Origin of the sequence: Aliiroseovarius sp. F47248L, assembly GCF_023016085.1 — a bacterium.
Classification (GTDB): Bacteria; Pseudomonadota; Alphaproteobacteria; order Rhodobacterales; family Rhodobacteraceae; genus Aliiroseovarius.
Genome location: NZ_JALKBF010000001.1, coordinates 2,591,114 through 2,608,318 on the forward strand (window position 1 = coordinate 2,591,114; position 17,205 = coordinate 2,608,318).

At 58.0% G+C, this 17,205-nt stretch carries 15 protein-coding genes; 4 read left to right on the top strand and 11 right to left on the bottom strand.

Annotation, left to right across the window (positions count from 1 at the left end):
- Positions 1-148: 148 nt before the first annotated feature.
- The 4 genes from MWU51_RS12830 to MWU51_RS12845 all read right to left on the bottom strand — a co-directional run bounded on the left by MWU51_RS12830 (position 149) and on the right by MWU51_RS12845 (position 4,708).
- The gene (locus tag MWU51_RS12830) at positions 149-1,411 is read right to left on the bottom strand and encodes an ABC transporter permease (protein WP_247037654.1); all 1,263 of its coding nucleotides are present in this window, start codon (positions 1,409-1,411) and stop codon (positions 149-151) included.
- Positions 1,408-2,328, bottom strand: a complete 921-nt coding sequence (locus MWU51_RS12835) for an ABC transporter permease (RefSeq protein ID WP_247037656.1) — start codon at positions 2,326-2,328, stop codon at positions 1,408-1,410. Before MWU51_RS12835 ends, MWU51_RS12830 begins: the two co-directional genes overlap by 4 nt.
- Positions 2,329-2,337: 9 nt before the next feature.
- A complete protein-coding gene (locus MWU51_RS12840) occupies positions 2,338-3,450 on the bottom strand; it encodes an ABC transporter ATP-binding protein (protein ID WP_247037658.1) in 1,113 nt (370 codons plus the stop codon).
- 124 nt (positions 3,451-3,574) lie between these two features.
- Complete coding sequence (locus MWU51_RS12845; protein WP_247037660.1) at positions 3,575-4,708, bottom strand: extracellular solute-binding protein; 1,134 nt, start codon at positions 4,706-4,708, stop codon at positions 3,575-3,577.
- 524 nt (positions 4,709-5,232) lie between these two features.
- Here MWU51_RS12845 and MWU51_RS12850 point away from each other — a divergent pair.
- On the top strand, positions 5,233-6,762 hold the full coding sequence (locus MWU51_RS12850; protein ID WP_247037662.1) for a sulfatase-like hydrolase/transferase: 1,530 nt from the start codon (positions 5,233-5,235) through the stop codon (positions 6,760-6,762).
- Here MWU51_RS12850 and MWU51_RS12855 read toward each other — a convergent pair.
- The 6 genes from MWU51_RS12855 to MWU51_RS12880 all read right to left on the bottom strand — a co-directional run bounded on the left by MWU51_RS12855 (position 6,747) and on the right by MWU51_RS12880 (position 12,071).
- Positions 6,747-7,418, bottom strand: coding sequence for a haloacid dehalogenase type II (locus MWU51_RS12855; RefSeq protein ID WP_247037664.1), 672 nt, complete (start codon positions 7,416-7,418; stop codon positions 6,747-6,749). The genes MWU51_RS12850 and MWU51_RS12855 overlap by 16 nt on opposite strands.
- 80 nt (positions 7,419-7,498) lie before the next feature.
- Positions 7,499-7,801: a DUF4387 family protein gene (locus MWU51_RS12860; RefSeq protein ID WP_247037666.1), complete on the bottom strand. Its 303-nt coding sequence runs from the start codon at positions 7,799-7,801 to the stop codon at positions 7,499-7,501.
- Complete coding sequence (locus tag MWU51_RS12865; RefSeq protein WP_247037668.1) at positions 7,798-9,147, bottom strand: acyclic terpene utilization AtuA family protein; 1,350 nt, start codon at positions 9,145-9,147, stop codon at positions 7,798-7,800. The genes MWU51_RS12860 and MWU51_RS12865 overlap by 4 nt, the downstream gene beginning before the upstream one ends.
- Entirely contained in the window at positions 9,147-10,652 is a 1,506-nt protein-coding gene (locus tag MWU51_RS12870) for a tripartite tricarboxylate transporter permease (RefSeq protein ID WP_247037670.1), read from the bottom strand. Before MWU51_RS12870 ends, MWU51_RS12865 begins: the two co-directional genes overlap by 1 nt.
- A gap of 10 nt (positions 10,653-10,662) precedes the next feature.
- Positions 10,663-11,103, bottom strand: a complete 441-nt coding sequence (locus tag MWU51_RS12875) for a tripartite tricarboxylate transporter TctB family protein (RefSeq protein WP_247037672.1) — start codon at positions 11,101-11,103, stop codon at positions 10,663-10,665.
- Positions 11,103-12,071, bottom strand: a complete 969-nt coding sequence (locus MWU51_RS12880) for a tripartite tricarboxylate transporter substrate-binding protein (protein WP_247037674.1) — start codon at positions 12,069-12,071, stop codon at positions 11,103-11,105. Before MWU51_RS12880 ends, MWU51_RS12875 begins: the two co-directional genes overlap by 1 nt.
- 101 nt (positions 12,072-12,172) lie before the next feature.
- Here MWU51_RS12880 and MWU51_RS12885 point away from each other — a divergent pair, with 101 nt between their 5' ends.
- The 3 genes from MWU51_RS12885 to MWU51_RS12895 are packed head-to-tail and all read left to right on the top strand — an operon-like array spanning position 12,173 to position 15,221.
- Positions 12,173-12,838: a response regulator transcription factor gene (locus tag MWU51_RS12885; RefSeq protein ID WP_247037676.1), complete on the top strand. Its 666-nt coding sequence runs from the start codon at positions 12,173-12,175 to the stop codon at positions 12,836-12,838.
- Positions 12,835-14,208 carry a sensor histidine kinase gene (locus MWU51_RS12890; protein ID WP_247037678.1) on the top strand — a complete coding sequence of 458 codons (1,374 nt, stop codon included), beginning with the start codon at positions 12,835-12,837 and terminating at the stop codon, positions 14,206-14,208. The genes MWU51_RS12885 and MWU51_RS12890 overlap by 4 nt, the downstream gene beginning before the upstream one ends.
- Positions 14,178-15,221: an ABC transporter substrate-binding protein gene (locus MWU51_RS12895; RefSeq protein WP_247037680.1), complete on the top strand. Its 1,044-nt coding sequence runs from the start codon at positions 14,178-14,180 to the stop codon at positions 15,219-15,221. The genes MWU51_RS12890 and MWU51_RS12895 overlap by 31 nt, the downstream gene beginning before the upstream one ends.
- A 48-nt stretch (positions 15,222-15,269) precedes the next feature.
- On the opposite strand, the gene ilvD is transcribed toward MWU51_RS12895, so the two are convergent.
- Positions 15,270-17,105 (bottom strand): dihydroxy-acid dehydratase, encoded by a 1,836-nt coding sequence (gene ilvD / locus MWU51_RS12900; RefSeq protein WP_247037682.1) that lies wholly within the window; start codon positions 17,103-17,105, stop codon positions 15,270-15,272.
- Between the last annotated feature and the right edge of the window lie 100 nt (positions 17,106-17,205).

Sequence of the window (17,205 nt, forward strand, 5' to 3'; positions counted from 1 at the left end):
ACATTTATGCGTTGCTCACAGTAAAGGCCCATCTTTTGAAGCATGACTTCTATTTCATTGCGAGAGATGGGATCACCGCAATCTTCCAAGCTATCTTTCTGAATCGGTATTTTATGGTTCTGCGCCCGGAAATCCGGGCGCATAAAGCCTAGTTGCTGCCGCCACCAATATTGCCCGGATCAAAGACACCTCCGAAACCGGAATTATTGGACGACCCATCCTCTGATGGCGCAGAGTTTTCCTCGCCGCCTTGCAATGTTCTCGGCGCAAACACACCGCCAAAGCCAGAGTTATTGGACGGTTTTGGCGCCGTCGCCGCGCCGTCTTTCGGTTCCTCCGCGGCTTTGGCCTCAGCATCGCGTTTGCGCTGATCGCGCAGTTCCTGAATACGTTGTTGGATTTCCAGACGCTTCTGTTCCTGCACGTTGGCGATACACTGTTGCGGGCTATAGACTGTCGCTGTTCCGACCACGGCAATGGTGGCGATCGCGAAAACAACCAACGCGACGGCAGCAGCATTCCCGGTGAAGAAACCAGGAAGTCTAACACCACCGGTGACATCACCAACGGTTGCTCCGTCCCGACGGGCCCTCGCGACAACCTCTTTGCGCTTGATATTCGCTTCATTGAACAAGGCTGCAAAGACCGTCAGCACAACAATCATAAACGCCAACGCCGAGATTGCGGGCGTGATACCATAGCGCACTTTCTGTGCCAGTTCGATGGTCAGCGTTGGATATTCGCCAAATGTGAATGTGGTAGTGTTGTAGTTCTCGAACGACGCCAGAAACGCCAGCACCGCCGCCGACGCAATTGCCGGGCGCATGAATGGCAAGAGGATTTTGCGGAACGCCTGTGCGTGAGTTGCACCAAGGTCCAGTGCCGCCTCGGTCAGCGCCAGGTCGTAGCGTTGCAGGCGCGCGACCAGCACCAACATGCAATAACTGGCGATGAATGTGGATTGACCGATGATCGTCAGAAATAGCCCGTTTGACAGAAAGCTATCCGCCCCGAGCCCCAGCATCCGGTTAATCCGGTCCCAGAAAACCAAGGTTGAAATGCCAAGCACCACGCCCGGAATCAGGATCGGTGCGATGATGATCGTGTAATAGGTTGCGCGCAGCTTTGGCCATATTTGCGTCAGCATCAGTGCGCCTGCCAACCCCATCGACACCGACAGGATAATCGTGCCGATCCCCACAAGGATCGAGTTCTTGATGCCATTCAGAATGCGTTCGTCCTGAAACAGGGCTGAGAACCATTCAAAAGTCAGACACTCCCACGGGGTTGCCCGCGGAAAGCTGGGCGAGTTGAACGCGGTGATCGACATGATCACAAGCGGACCAAGCAGATAGGCGAAGAAGATCGCCAGATAGATCCAGATCGAGATACGGATGACAGGATTGTTCATTTGCCGATATCCCCCATGTTCACCTTGAACAGGCGCATCACGGCCAGAACCAGCAGGATACAGGTCACCAGAAGCACAATCGCGTAAGCCGCACCTTGCGGCCAATCAGAGTTGTCGTTGAACTGCTGATAGATCAGCTGCGTGAACCAGAGGGACGATGGGCCACCAAGGATTTGCGGCGCGGCCAGCGCACCGGCAGACAGCATGAACACCATCGTACATCCCGAACTGATGCCGGGTTTGGCGTAAGGGATCACCACGCGTTTGTGGATTCGCCACCATGGGGCGCCAAGGTCGCGGGCGGCCTCGATCTGGTTGTGATCAAGGCTTTCGATCACGTTATAGATCGGGAAGATCATCAGAAGGATGTAGGCATATCCAAGGCCCGCATAGAGCGCGATGTCGTTGCGGATGAAGTCAAACGGCGTATCGAAAATGCCGGTGCCAACCAGCAACGTGTTCAGGACGCCGCTTTCCCCGAATATGATACGTAGCGCAAAGGCGCGAAGGATTTCGTTTATCCAATAGGGAATGATCAACATCAACGCAAAAATGCGGATATGATTGCCCTTTGTCTGTCCCAGATAATAGGCAATTGGATAACACAGGATCAGATTAAAGATGGTCACGCAAACCGCCGCAACCAGCGTGCGGAAAAACACTTTCAGGTCGACGGCGTTGTAATCCTGACTGCCGCCTTCCGGCCCGTATATCAGGTATTTGTAATTCTCTAGCGTATAGACGTCCTTTGGCCCTCCGATCTCGGGTGGGGGCAGGTTCGGGCGGAACGAGAAGTCGAGCATCGACAGCTGCGGCAGGATGATCAGGCCAATGGTCCAGAACAGGACCAGCCCCAGCATCACTGACCCCATCATCGTGCCGTTTCGGTTGAAAAACTCCCGCAGGAAACTTGGCATGACGACCCCCTATTCCGCAGCCAGTTCGCCGGCGGGGACAACCACAGCATTGGCGACCTCGTATTCCAGCGTCATGGCTTGCCCGGTGTGATCGTCGAAGGATTGACCATGATTGGGGATCGCGACTTTGATTTCCTTGCCGCCGTCACCTTCCATGAAGATGTTGAAGGTGTTTCCTTCGAATTCCTCATGGGTCACTTGCGCGGTAACAAAGTTTTCGCCCTTGGTTCCCGTCGGGGCAAGATCCAGCGCTTCGGGACGGATGAACATCATCGCGTCGTCGCCAACATTCATTTTGCCTAAGTTCGCGGTCGAAATACGAGAGCGCAGATCGCCAGAACGGTTGGTGCGGATCAGCGCCTCGTTTCCATTGACCTCTAGCACCTTGCCACGAAACACATTGTTTTCACCCACGAAAGATGCGGCAAAGGCGGTTGCCGGGTCGTTATAGATCGTCTTGCCATCGCCGATCTGGTCAATGACACCGGCGCGCATCACAGCGATGTCGTCTGACATGGTCAGTGCCTCGCCTTGGTCGTGGGTGATGTAAATAAACGTGATGCCCACACGCTTTTGAATCTCGCGCAGCTCGGTGCGCATATGTTGGCGCAGCTTCAGGTCAAGCGCCGACAAGGGTTCGTCCAGCAGCAGCACGTGAGGTTCGGCACACAACGCACGCGCAATTGCCACACGCTGACGTTGACCGCCGGAAAGCTCGCTGGGCAACTTGTCGCCCTGATCAGACAGCGCGATCATGTCCAGCAATTCATCGGCCCGCTTGCGACGTTCCTTGGCCGACGCACCCGCAATCTCCATCGAGAACGTGATGTTTTCCCATACCTTCATCAGCGGGAACAGGGCAAGGTTTTGGAAGATCAAAGCTGTTGGGCGTTTGTTCGGCCCGATACCCTTCATGTTGTTACCACCGATCAGGACATTGCCCTCGCTGGGTTCAAGAAACCCAGACACAGCGCGCAGGATGGTGGTCTTGCCGCAACCCGACGGCCCAAGGAACGAAAAGAAGTCGCCCCCATTGATGTGCACATTCGCATCGCGCACGGCGACGAAATCCCCAAAGCGGATCCACAGATTTTCGAGATCAACGCCTACTCCGGCACTCATATGGCTTCTCCCCATGCACGGATTTCACACACCCCTCTTGCGGGGCGCCGCTCCGTGTTCATCGTTTCGTTCTGAGTTGTGACACTCCCCCATCCGTAGACGGGAGAGCGCAGCATCAAGGCGATCAGGCGCTCTTGAACTTATTGACGAACTCGGTCCGCACATCGGCATACCAGGGCGCTTCCGCCGGCCACGGGTTCAGGTTGGCCAGGCTGTCACCGGGATAGGCTTCCGAGAAGTTCTTTTTATAGGTGTCACCCGAATAGGTGTCCGCCCCAAGAACGGGCGAGTTATAGCCATGGCTGTCAATCGCCTTGCCTGCAGGTTCCTGACGATAAGCATAGTCAATGAAGGCATAGATCTGGTCCATGTTCTCGGCACCGACGGGCATCGACATGCCATCGACCCATGCCATGGCACCTTCGACCGGTGCCTGATAATGCACAGGCTCTCCTGCAGACTTCAGGGCCAGCGGTGGACCATCCCATGTCTGGCCAACCACGACGCCTTCGTTTAGTAGACCGTTCTTCTGCGTGTCCGCGTCGTTCCAGATCAGCTTGATGCGGTCCTTGCGGGCGACGCACCAATCGGTGACCTGACCCCAGACCTTGCGCATCGTTTCCTCATCTTCATATGCCGCCCAGATCGAACCCGGATCCATCTCGCCCGAGGCTTCCATGTAAAGACCAGCGCCCAGCATCATCGAGTGCGCGCGGCCCATGGTCTTGCCAGCATTTTCTTCCGACCATACGTCTCCGTAGCTTGGCGCATCACCAGCAGGCAGCCACAAGTCGGTGCGATAGGCGATGCCCTCGGTGCCCCAGATATGCGGCAGCCAATGAGCACCTGCATCCCCGAAGTTCCATGCGTCGGTGCCGATTTTCGCCATCGCGGGGTTTACCGCATCAATGTTGACCTTCGACAGATCAAACGGTTGCAGAAGCTCAAGCGGGCCCCATTGCAGCGATCGGTTGTTGGTTGGCGAGATAATGTCGAAGCCCTGGCCTTTCGTGGCCTTCATCTTGTTAATGATCTCTTCGTTCGAGCCGATTCCGGTATAATTCACCTTGATCCCGGTTTCCGCTTCAAAGCCCGCAATGAACTCAGGCGGCAGATAATCCGACCACATCAGGATGTTAACTTCACCCGACGATGCCAACGCGCGCTTTACATAAAGCGGTGTGGCAAGCGCCGCAGCCCCCATTGTGGTAGCCCCTTTCAGCACCGACCGGCGGCTGAATTTGGTATCCGTTGTCATTTTATTCTCCCGTTGATTATGTTTTTTCTGTTTTTGTTTTGTGCCGCCAGTCTTTGTCATTATCCCGGCATGAAATAGCGCCAGCTGGAAACGCCCAATCAGTCCAGTTCACGCCGCATGACCGTCGATACGGTTTTTGCGGCAGACATCGCGCAGCAAGACCCAGCCAATGCAAGCACGAACGCCCACCATTGCGCCCCTCACGCGGGGTGCCAGTTTCAGAACGCATATAGACCATCGATCAAGAAAGAATCGATTTCATGGCACGCGACTCTGCGACGAATGTTTAAGTTTCATGCCCCATCACCACTGCTGTCAACACTTTGCCAATCAACTCTTTTATCAACACTCTATGCACTTGGACGTTGATCAAGCTGGGTCCGTCACAGCTTCATCAAGTATTTCTTGATGGTGGCCGGGTTTTCCTCAACCCTCCTCACAGGTTTAAGAATGGTTCGTGCCATGTTCTTCTGATCGGATGACAGACGGCGACATGAACCATCTACAACACTGGGATTGACGGCATGGCCAAGCAACAAAATGTTCTTTTCATCATCATTGATCAACTGCGCGCAGATTGCCTGCATGGTGCGTTGGCCGACCATGTCGATCTACCCAACATGCGTGCCCTTATGGATAAAGCAGTGACATTCAAGCGCCACTTTTCTGTCACCAACCCCTGCGGCCCCTCGCGCGCCTCGATCTTGACTGGGCAGTATGCGATGAACCACCGCTCGGTCCGTAACGGAACGCCGCTGCGGCATGACACACCGACCATTGCCAGCGAAATGCGCAAGGCAGGATACCTGCCGATGCTGTTCGGCTATACCGATACCTCGCACGACCCGCGCGTCCATACACCCGACGACCCCGCCATGCAGACCTATGAGTTTCCCATGACAGGCTTTTCTGAGCAGGTCGAAATGCGGCTGGAAATGTCCTATCCATGGCGGTCATATCTGCTGAACAAGGGATACACATTCGACAATTACTGGCAGCTCTACATCCCCGGCGGCGATGGGGCGCGCCTGAATGCCCCTGCCGTTTATGCGGCCGAAGACAGTGACACTGCATTTCTGACAAACCGGTTTCTGGACGCAATGCCTGCCTACGCCAACGAAAGCTGGTTTGCGCATCTGACCTATATCCGCCCACACCCGCCGCTGGTTGCACCAGCGCCCTATAACGACATGTATGACCCGACGTCCCTGCCCTTGCCCCAACGCATTGGCACCCGCAAGGACGAGGCCGCCGTGCATCCCTTCTTTGGCCCCGCGCTGGACAACGCGCCGATTGCGAGCTTTGTCATTGGCTGTTCCGGAGTGACACCGACAGACGACACCACCCAGACCCTGCGGTCCGTCTATCTTGGGCTGGCCACCGAAGTGGACCACCATATCGGGCGCGTGATGTCTTTCCTGAAGGAAAGCGGCCAATGGGATGACACCCTGTTAATCGTAACCGCCGACCACGCAGAAATGCTGGGCGACCACCACGCATGGGGCAAACACTCGGTCTATGGCGCGGCCTATCACACGCCGCTGATCATCCGCGCGCCGGGCGGCAAGGCTGGCCATGACGTGGATGCCCCAACCGAGTCAATCGACCTCACGCCAACGATCCTCGACTGGGTCGGACAAGAGGTCCCAAATTCCATGGATGGGCAATCCCTGCTGCCGTTTCTAAACGGCGAAACGCCCGATGACTGGCGCACCTATACTTTCTCCGAACTGGATTTCAGCGAGCCGGAGGCGCCAACGCTTTGGGAAAAGCGGCTTGGCACCGACACCAGCAATTCGTCCCTTGGCATCCTGCGGGATGACCGCTTTACGCTGGTCGAATTCGCCGCTGATCTGCCTCCGCTGCTGTTCGACCACCACGGTAAGGGCGAGATGGAGAACGTCGCAGAAGATCCCGCCTTTGCGTCCGACCTTGCGCGGCTCACCCGCCAGATGCTGCGCCACCGGATGCGGCACATGGATCACACGCTGTCACTCGACACGATCACCAATGATGGCCCCAAACGGCAAAGCCGCCATCAGCCCAACAGATAATCTGCCACATCTGTCAGCGTTTCCCCACGCGCCTTCGGCTCAACCCCCAAACGTTCCATCGGCTGGTCATACCGGTTCAGCCAGATCGTGTGATACCCAAACCACGTCGCGCCACAAATGTCCCAACAGTTCGAGGACACGAACAAGATCTCGCTGGCCACACAGCCAAAGGCATCCGGCCCCATCTGATAGACTTCGGGCGCTGTTTTGAACTTTGACACGCTGTCCGCACTCAACACATGATCAAAGAACCCCGCCAGTTTGGCGGCTTTCAGTGCAGCCGCAATCATCCCCGCGCTGCCATTGGTCAAGACCGCCATTGGTATGCCAGCGTCCCGAAGCCGGGTCAGGGCTGCATGGTTTTCGGCGAAGGCCGTCAGCTCTTCATATTCTGCCATCAGCGCGGTTCTGGCGTCGGCTGTCAGGTCAACCCCCTGCGCCTCGCAGGCATAGTCCAGCGCATCACCCGTCACCTGCCAGAAATCGACGAACCTGTCACACACGGTGCGCAGCCGGGTGTATTCGATCTGCTTGTCACGCCACGTGATGGCGATGGCCGCGCCCTTGCCGGGAAACAGCTTTTCCGCCAAAGCACCGACGGAATAAACATCCAGCAGCGTGCCATAGGCATCGAACGCGATGGCTTTGATGGTCATGAAGGTGGCCTTTCCTTGGTGTAGCCCGCACAGCCTAGCGGCACCGCAACCCATCAGAAAGGGAGTTTGTCACACTGGCACTATCTGATCTCAATCTCGCCCAGCAGCACCGCGAAACTGGCGCCGTGCATATCGCGGTCGGCGTGCGTGCCCTGCACGGCGGGGCGCGGCATACTGAATTTCACCACGTTCAACTCAGGCATATCGAACCGTTTCAGCGTGGCGGGATCGGCCTTGAACATGTCCGCGACCAAGCCCGTATCCAGCCCGGAGGAGATGCGCGCGAACGCTTCCACTGTGCCGCAGAAAACATCGAGGGTCAGCCAGAAGGGACCAGCGTTTTTCGAACGCACTTTGTCGGCGATGTTTTTCAGGGCCGTCATGTGCCCAACTCCTCAATGCTCAAGCGGAAGGCGTCCATGGGATCGTCCAGCGCAAGCACATGGTTCAGGCAGAACTCATAAACCGCGCCGCGCGGCATTTCGGGCGGCGAGAACGGGAAGGCGAAGGTCGGCATTTCTTCCTGTTCGGTCAGCGGGTGGTGCAGAAGATAGGGGTTCAGCATCTTCGCGACTTCGCGCGACAAAGCCTCGGTTTCGGCAGTGACAATGCCCATCACGCCAAGTTCGGTGCCGGGCTTCGCATTGGTGTCGAGCAGGCCAAGCGTCGCGTCGGCGCCGATAATCCGCAGCTCGATCTGGAAGTCTCCACCGACGCGCGCCCTGGCTTTGGCGGAACATTTGGCGTGGATATCATCGACCCAGGCGCGAATGTTCTCGACGTAATGCGCGTCACGCACCAAAACCAGCGACACGGTTTGAAACCCCGCCCGCCGCGCGCCTTCCAGCTTCACGGTGTAAGGTTGCGTCGCCACCCATTCGCTGCCCGTTACGCGCACCCGGCGATCATCCAACGCGGTATAATGTGCGCCTGAGACGTCCAGATACCCGCCGGGTTCATACAGCCGGTAAGGGTCGCTGTTTTCATATAGCATATGCGCCGACACCGTGCGCGGAGTTGCGCGGGCATCCTTGCCCATTGGTGTAATGGTGAACCCATCCGCATCAAATTCAATCAAGATCGTGCCGGTGTTGGGACTGGTCGTCGCCAATGCGCCGCATTCGCCAATCTTGGCCCCATGCCAAACCCCGCCGGGATGACATCCTAGTGCCAAGGGCAGGGCCGAGATGATGGCGGTATCCGTCGTGCGCCCCGCGATCACGATATCCGCGCCGGTCTCAAGCGCGGCTTGTATTTGTTCTGCTCCCGCAAGCGCCACGATGTTGGTGCAGTCGCACAACAGGTCCGCCGAAATCTCGGGCGCGGGGGCCAGCGGCGTGATCCGCCCACCCTCTAGCGCCGACGCCATCGCATCGCCATCCTGCCCGCTTTTCAGCACCGCAAGTTTTAACGTCTGGCCGCGCTCACGGGCAATCTCGCGGGTGATGTCCACCAGCCAATCAACCGCATCATCCGCCCCGCATGTGCCAGCGGTTCCGATGACCAACGGCACGCCAGCCTGCGCCTGCGCCGCCATCAGTTCAGCCCATTCCGCCTTGGTCGAGCCGCGCGAATATTTCGAGGTGCCGGTGCCAAGGTAATGGGGGCCCGAATCTGTCGAGCCCCCATCAATCGCGATGATATCCGGCGCTTCGGCTATGCCGCGCGCCAACGCCTCGCGGTCATATCCCAGACCCAACGCACCCGAGGGGATCAGCACCTTCACCATCAGTCCGTAATCCTTTGCGGTTTCTTCAGCACATTGCGCAGGAACATCGGAGCGACGAAGCCCACGAACGCGACAATCCAAAGTCCAATCGAAATTTTGGACGAGAACAGGAAGGTCCAATCACCGCTCGATAATACCATGGCGCGGCGCAGTGCGTCCTCCATATGGCCGCCCAGAAGGATACCAAGGATGATCGGCACGGTCGGCACGTCAAGCTTGCGCAGGACATATCCCAGTGCCCCAAAGCCCACCATCAAGACCAGATCGAAATAGCTGCCCGACAGGGAATAGATGCCAACAAAGCTGATCATCGTGACACCGGGCAGAAGCACCCAGGGTGGGACCGACAGGATTTTCACGAAGATCTTCACCATCGGCACGTTCATCAGAAGCAACACGAAGTTTGCGATCAGAAGCGATGCGATCAGGCCCCAGACGACCTCGGGCCGTTCGGTAAACAGCATCGGGCCGGGGGTAATGTTCAGCGTCATCAGCAGCGCCAACAAGACGGCCGTGGTGCCGGACCCCGGCACACCGAGCGTCAGCATGGGGACCAGCGCGCCACCAGCGGCGGCGTTGTTGCCCGCTTCGGGGGCGGCGACACCTTTGGGGACGCCTGTGCCAAAGCCGCCTTTTTCGCCGGCGATGGATTTCTCGGTCATGTAGGCCAGGAAGCTGCCAAGCGACGCCCCTGCACCCGGAAGAACACCTGCGATGAACCCGACGACAGATGACCGCAGCATGGTCCAACCAGACTCCATGATGTCTTTGACCGGGATCGTCACCTTTTCAAGCTTCACACCGATGGACGTGTTCTTGCCGTGGCTTTCGATGAAGAAAAACACCTCGGCAATGGCGAACAGGCCGACGATGGCGACAAGGAAGTCGATGCCGTCAAACAGGTGCATGTTGCCACCCGTCAGACGCGGCAGGCCAGAGTTGTTGTCCACCCCGATCATCGCGATGCCCAAACCAATGCAGGATGCAATCGCAGCCTTGGCTTGGTTGTTCGATGCCATACCGCCCAACGTGGCAAACGCAAGAAGGTAAAGCGCGAAATATTCGGCGGGGCCAAACAGAAACGCAACGCGCGCCAGAATGGGCGCCAGCAACATCAGGCCAATGGTTGCAAGAAACGCGCCAACGAAAGATGCAACACCGGACAGAACCAGCGCATCGCCGGCGCGCCCCGCTTTCGCCATGGGATACCCATCGAGCGTGGTCATCAGCGCCGGCTCATCGCCCGGAATATTCAGAAGGATCGAACTGATCCGCCCGCCATACATGGCGCCATAATAGACAGACGTCATCAACACCAGCGCGGAAGTCGCATCAAGGCCCATTGTGAACGTCAGCGGGATCAGAATTGCCACGCCGTTCGATGGGCCAAGGCCCGGTAGCGCGCCAATGATCGTGCCTATGAAACAGCCGATCACGGCCAGCATCAGCGTGTAAGGAGACAGCGCGATTTCAAAGCCGATCGCGAGGTTAGAGAGTAATTCCATGGGGATATCCTTAGCCAGTCAGCGATTTCGGGAATGGGACAAGCCCAAGACCCAGCGCGAATTTGAAGATCAGGAACAAGCCAACAGACAGGCCAATCCCGGCAAGCACAGCACGGCCTGCGCGCGGTTCGATCTGATAGCTTAGGATGCTAGCGGTGATTGCCGTCGGGATCAGAAAGCCCAGCGGTTTTAGCGCATAGGCGTATCCAACCAGAACAACCACGGCCAAGCCAAGCGATCCGAAGGTGGCCAGCACAGGCCAGTCCGGATCAGGGTCGGGTTTCAGGGCCACGATGATCCCGCACAGCGCAGCAACGCAACCGATCAGGATGGGAAAGGTCTTGGGCCCCACAGGATCCGCCATAAAACTGGTCTGGATCTGCATGGCGCTGGCAACATATGCCAACGCCACCAGGGTCACGACCGCTCCGAAGATACGGTCTGATGCCATTACTGGATTACCCCGATTTCTTTCGAAAGCGCGCGAATCTCAGCTACAACGCCATCGACATAGGACTGGAAGTCGCCACCAACTTTGGTGAACGGTGCCAGCCCGTTTGCGACCATGGCTTCTTTCCATTCATCGCTGTCTGCCACCTTCTGCAGGCGATCGGCCCACTTGTTGAAGTCATCATCGCTGATGTCCTTGGGCACATAAAGGCCACGCCAGTTCACGGCGACCACGTCGATGCCTTGTTCTTTCGCAGTGGGAATGTCGTCAAAGCCCGGAACGCGTTCTTCGGTGAGAACCGCCAGTGCGCGCACATCGCCAGATTTCAGGAAGCCCACGATCTCGGACATATCGCCCGACATGGCCTGCGTGAAGCCACCAACGGTCTGGGTGATCGCGTCCGCCCCACCGTCAACGCCGATGTATTTCACAGCCGTTACATCCTCGACGCCCGCGCGTTGCAGGATCATCAAAGGCTTCAGGTGGTCAAAGCCACCAACTGCAGACCCACCCGCAAAGGCCACTGTTCCCGGATTGGCTTTCACATCCTCAATAAGGTCGTTCAGCGACTGATAAGGGCTGTCCGCTGCTACCACGATCACACCGGGGTCAGCCCCGATGGCCCCCACAAAGCGGACCTGATCTGCCGTCATCCCCGCATAGGCGTTCTGCGCCAGACGGGTCGACGTCGCGGATGACGCCGCTATGATCAGCTCGGCGTCATCGCCGCGCTCGCTGACAACATGGTTGAATGCAAGGCCACCACCGGCACCCGCCATGTTGGTGACTTGAATGGGTTTATCGACAGCGCCGATATCATACATGATCTTGCCGATTTGACGGCAGGTGAAGTCCCAGCCACCGCCGGGGTTCGCCGGTGCAATACACTCGGCAGCGGTTGCTGCGGTCGTGGCACCAAGGCCCAATACGGCACTGGTCGCCAGCGCCTTGAAAAGACGTTTTGTCATTAGTTCCTCCCATTTGACAGGGGCGTTACACCCGCCCATGCTCAGACCCAATCGCCTGAACCTGACACCAACCTGTCACGCACCACAAAAAAGGGCAACGAATGCGGTTCCTTCTGATAGAGGACAATCCAAAGCTGGCCGGCGTCGTGGTCGAGCGGCTGCAACTGGACGGCCACGCAGTCGACCATGCCGGCACCCTTGCCGACGCCGGTGACTTGACGGCAGTTGCCGATTACGATCTGATTTTGCTCGATATTATGCTGCCCGATGGGGACGGACGCGACTTTTTGGAACGTCAAAGGCAGGCCGAAAAACGCACACCTGTGATCGTGATCACGGCCCGTTCGGCGGTGTCTGATCGCGTCGGGTTGTTGGATCTGGGTGCCGACGATTATATCGTCAAACCCTTCGACTTTTCCGAGTTGGAAGCCCGCGTGCGCGCCGTTCTCAGGCGTCAGGGCGGGGCTGCGGACAACGCAGTGACCTTCGAAGAGACCATACTTGATTCGACCAAAGGAGAATTGCGGTTTGACGGCGAAACCGTGCCCCTGCGAAATCGCGAACTCCGCCTGCTTGAGGTGTTCTTCGCAGCCCCCGGTCAGGTTTTCTCAAAAACCCACCTGATCGACCGGCTGTTTTCGCTGTCTGATGAAGCGTCAGAGAACGCGATCGAGGTCTATGTGGGTAGGTTGCGCAAGCGCCTTGAAGGATCAGGCGCAAGAATCGAAACAGTCCGCGGGCTAGGCTATCGGATGGTCGCGCGGTGAGGATACTCGGATCCATCCGCAGGCGGCTTTTCATCCAGCTAGCCCTTGTCGCAGCTGTGCTGTCGCTGGCGTTCTTTTTGGTCGTGCGTGGAGTCGCCGAACAGGCGGCCGAAGGGACGCAGGACGACATCCTTTCCGCGTCGGCCACGGCCATTGCTGACAGTCTGCGCAGCGAAGATGGTCGCGTCACCCTTGATTTGCCCTACTCTGCCCTGTCGATGCTGGGGACGATCAACGAGGACCGCGTGTTCTATAGCGTTGTGTCGAAGGGCCAAACCCTGACCGGCTACCCCGACTTGCCCCAACCTGAATTGCCACCCCGGATCAGCACACCCAGTGTCGAAACATTGACCTATCGCGGCGACGAGATACGCGCCGTCTCGGTCACGCGCCCGGTCGGCACCGGAGCAAATGCCGCGCAGGTGGTGGTGACGGTTGCACAGACCCGCCAAGGGCTTGCCGCGATTTCGCGGCAGATCACCGCAACGGCAACCGGTATTGGTGCCGGTTTTTTCTTACTGGCAACTGCACTCAGCTTGTGGGCTGCAGGTTCGGCTCTGGCACCGATCACGCGGATCACCGGATCGGTCACACGCCGGGGCCCAACCGATCTGCGCCCCGTCCAGGCCAATGCCCCTGATGAACTTGTGCCGCTGATCAACGCCCTCAACTCCTTCATGGCCCGCCTGCGCGCATCCCTGTCACGCACCGAAGACTTCATCACCGAAGCCGCCCACCGCGTCCGCACCCCGTTGGCAACGGTCCGAGCGCAGGCCGAGATCACACACCGCAAGCTGAACAAGCCTGAACACAAGCAGGCCATTCGTGAGATGATCCGTGCGATTGACGAAAGCTCGCGATCTGCCGGGCAGATGTTGGATCATGCGATGGTTACCTTCCGCGCCGACAGTCTGGCGCAAGATGCGCTGGACCTGCGGGCGCTGATGGACGAAACCTGCGCCCGGCTTGGGCCGACTGCCGATCTGAAAGACATCGCCATCCGGCGCGAGCTTGGCACCGACCCTGTGGCGTTCACCGGCGACGGTATCCTGCTGCAAGCCGCACTTCAAAACGTCCTCGACAACGCGATCAAGTATTCCCCGGACGACAGCGACATCACCGCCCGCGTCGTGCTTGACCACAATATCACTCTGTCGATCACCGATCAGGGACGAGGGTTTGGTGACACGGACTTGTCTGGCCTGACCACCCGCTATACGCGCGGCGCGAATGTGGGCGACATCGTGGGGTCGGGCCTTGGATTGACCATCGCGGACGAGGTCGCGAAAGCGCATGGGGGGCGATTGGAAATTTCACCGAACAAAAAGGGGGAAGGCGCATGTGTTTCGCTGGTATTCCCGCGCGATTAGTGTCCGCAATTCTTGGGGTGGCCCTGTCTGCCGGTTTGGCATTTGGCTTCGAGGTTGAGGATCGTCGCCTATACGAAGTGACATCCGAACGAGCGCGGCTCAGCGTCATCTCGACCGCCGATCTTGATGTGTTCGATCCGATCATCCGCGCCTTTCAAGCCAGCCAACCGGGCGTAACCGTCGACTATGTTGTGACAGGCACGACTGACTTGATGGAGGCGTTGTATGAGGAGGGGGCGATCTTCGACCTGGCCATATCATCGGCGATGGATTTGCAGACAAAGCTGGCGAATGACGGGTTTGCGCTGAACCACACACCGACAGTAACCTTGCCCGTTTGGGCCAGTTGGCGAAACCAGTTGTTTGCCTTCACGCAAGAGCCAGCGGTGGTCGTGGTCTCGGATCGGCTTTTCCCGCCCGGCGAGGCACCGCAAAACCGGGATGAACTGATTGCCCTTCTGCGCGCCAACCCGGAGCGGTTTCAGGGCAAAATCGGCACCTATGACGTGCGTCGATCCGGCTTTGGCTATCTGATGGCCACGCAGGACAGCCGGAACTCTGACGCATTCTGGCGGCTGATGGAGGTGATGGGACGTCTGGATGCCAAGCTCTATTGTTGCTCGGGTGACATGATCCGGGATGTGGCTTCGGGCAAGCTGGCCTTGGCTTACAATGTGCTGGGCAGTTATGCCGCGAGCCAGCAAAAGAACACCGGTGGCTATCAGATCATCGAGATGAGCGACTATGTAAATATTATGTCGCGCACCGTCCTTATCCCGCGTACGGCAAAGAATGTCGATGATGCCCGTGCCATGCTGGATTTCCTACTCGGCCTGAATTCGCGAAAGGATCTGGTCGACGCTACGGGCTTGCCGGGTATTGATCCGTCCGCACTGCGGGCGAACCCGTCGCTTCGTCCCATTCGGTATGGGCCAGGGCTATTGGTTTTTCTGGACAGCCTGAAACGGCAGAGCTTCCTTCGAAACTGGGAAAACTCATTGTTGCAGAACTGAAAAGGCGGGACAATATCCCGCCTTTTCCAAAGTTGTATCGGTCTTTGATCAGTCGATCATACGCACGGCACCTTTGGCCGCAGACGACGCCAGCAACGCGTAGGCTTTCAACGCTTTGGACACCTTGCGTTTACGCGGTTCGGCAGGATGCCAGCCTTTTTCGTCCTGCGCAGCGCGACGGGCGGCCAGTTCGTCGTCGGACAAGGCCAAATGGATGGTGCGATTGGGGATGTCGATCTCGATCTTGTCGCCTTGCTGGACCAGCCCGATCGCGCCGCCTTCGGCGGCTTCCGGCGAAACGTGGCCGATTGACAGGCCCGAGGTGCCGCCAGAAAAGCGCCCGTCGGTCAAAAGCGCACAGGCTTTGCCTAACCCCTTCGATTTCAGATAGCTGGTCGGATACAGCATTTCCTGCATCCCCGGCCCACCGCGCGGCCCTTCGTAGCGGATGACGACGACATCGCCTTCCTTGACCTTGCCAGTTAGAATGTCACTGACCGCCGCGTCCTGGCTTTCGCAGACATGCGCGGTGCCGGTGAATTTCAGGATGCTTTCGTCCACACCCGCCGTTTTCACGATACAGCCATCCAGCGCGATGTTGCCGAACAGAACCGCCAGACCGCCGTCCTGACTAAACGCGTGTTCCTTCGAGCGGATCACGCCGCCTTCGCGGTCGGTGTCGAGTTCCTTATACCGGTTCTCGGTCGAAAATGCCTGCGTGGTGCGCACCCCGCCGGGGGCCGCTTTGAACAGGCTTTCAGCGTCGGGGTTGTTGGCGACCTTGATATCCCATTTGGCAATCGCCTCGCCCATCGTCGAGGAATGCACAGTTGAGCAATCATTGTGCAAAAGCCCAGCGCGGCTGAGCTCACCAAGGATCGAAAAGATGCCGCCAGCACGGTGCACATCTTCCATATGCACATTGGCTATGTTAGGCGCGACCTTGCACAGGCACGGCACATGGCGGCTGAGCCGGTCCATGTCTTTCATGGTGAAATCGACCTCGCCCTCATGCGCGATAGCCAGCAGGTGCAGAACCGTGTTGGTCGAACCGCCCATGGCAATGTCCAGTGACATGGCGTTTTCAAACGCGTCAAAGGTTGCAATCTCGCGCGGCAGAAAACCTTTTTCTTCGTTCACATAGTGGCGCTTGGTGATCTCGACGATTTTGCGCCCGGCTTCCAGAAACAGGTTCTTACGGTCCGAATGCGTTGCAAGGGTCGAGCCATTGCCGGGAAGGGCAAGACCCAGCGCCTCGGCCAGACAGTTCATCGAATTCGCGGTGAACATGCCCGAACACGACCCGCAGGTCGGGCAGGCGTTTTCTTCGATATGCTGGACCTGTTCATCCGTCAGGTCCTCGCTTGCGGCAGCAACCATCGCGTCGACAAGGTCGATCTTGGTCATATCAAGATCGGCGATGTCGATCTTGCCCGCTTCCATCGGGCCGCCGGAAACAAAGATCACTGGAATATTCAAGCGCATTGCCGCCATCAACATCCCCGGCGTGATCTTGTCGCAGTTCGAGATGCACACCATCGCATCCGCACAATGCGCGTTAACCATGTATTCAACGCTATCGGCAATCACTTCGCGCGACGGCAGCGAATAGAGCATGCCGTCATGGCCCATCGCGATCCCGTCATCGACAGCAATGGTGTTGAACTCCTTGGCGACACCGCCTGCAGCTTCGACCTCGCGGGCGACCATCTGGCCCAGATCTTTCAGGTGAACGTGGCCCGGCACAAACTGCGTAAAGCTGTTTACAATGGCGATGATCGGCTTGCCGAAATCATCGTCGGTCATGCCGGTCGCGCGCCAAAGGCCGCGGGCACCGGCCATGTTGCGGCCATGGGTCGAAGTTCTGGAACGATAAGCAGGCATACGGTCCCCACCTTGTCTGAAAATTGGATTCAAAAAGCGGATTATCATTCCACGCGCCATGAAGCCAGTGCAGATTGACCGACATGATCAGGCTTGGCCC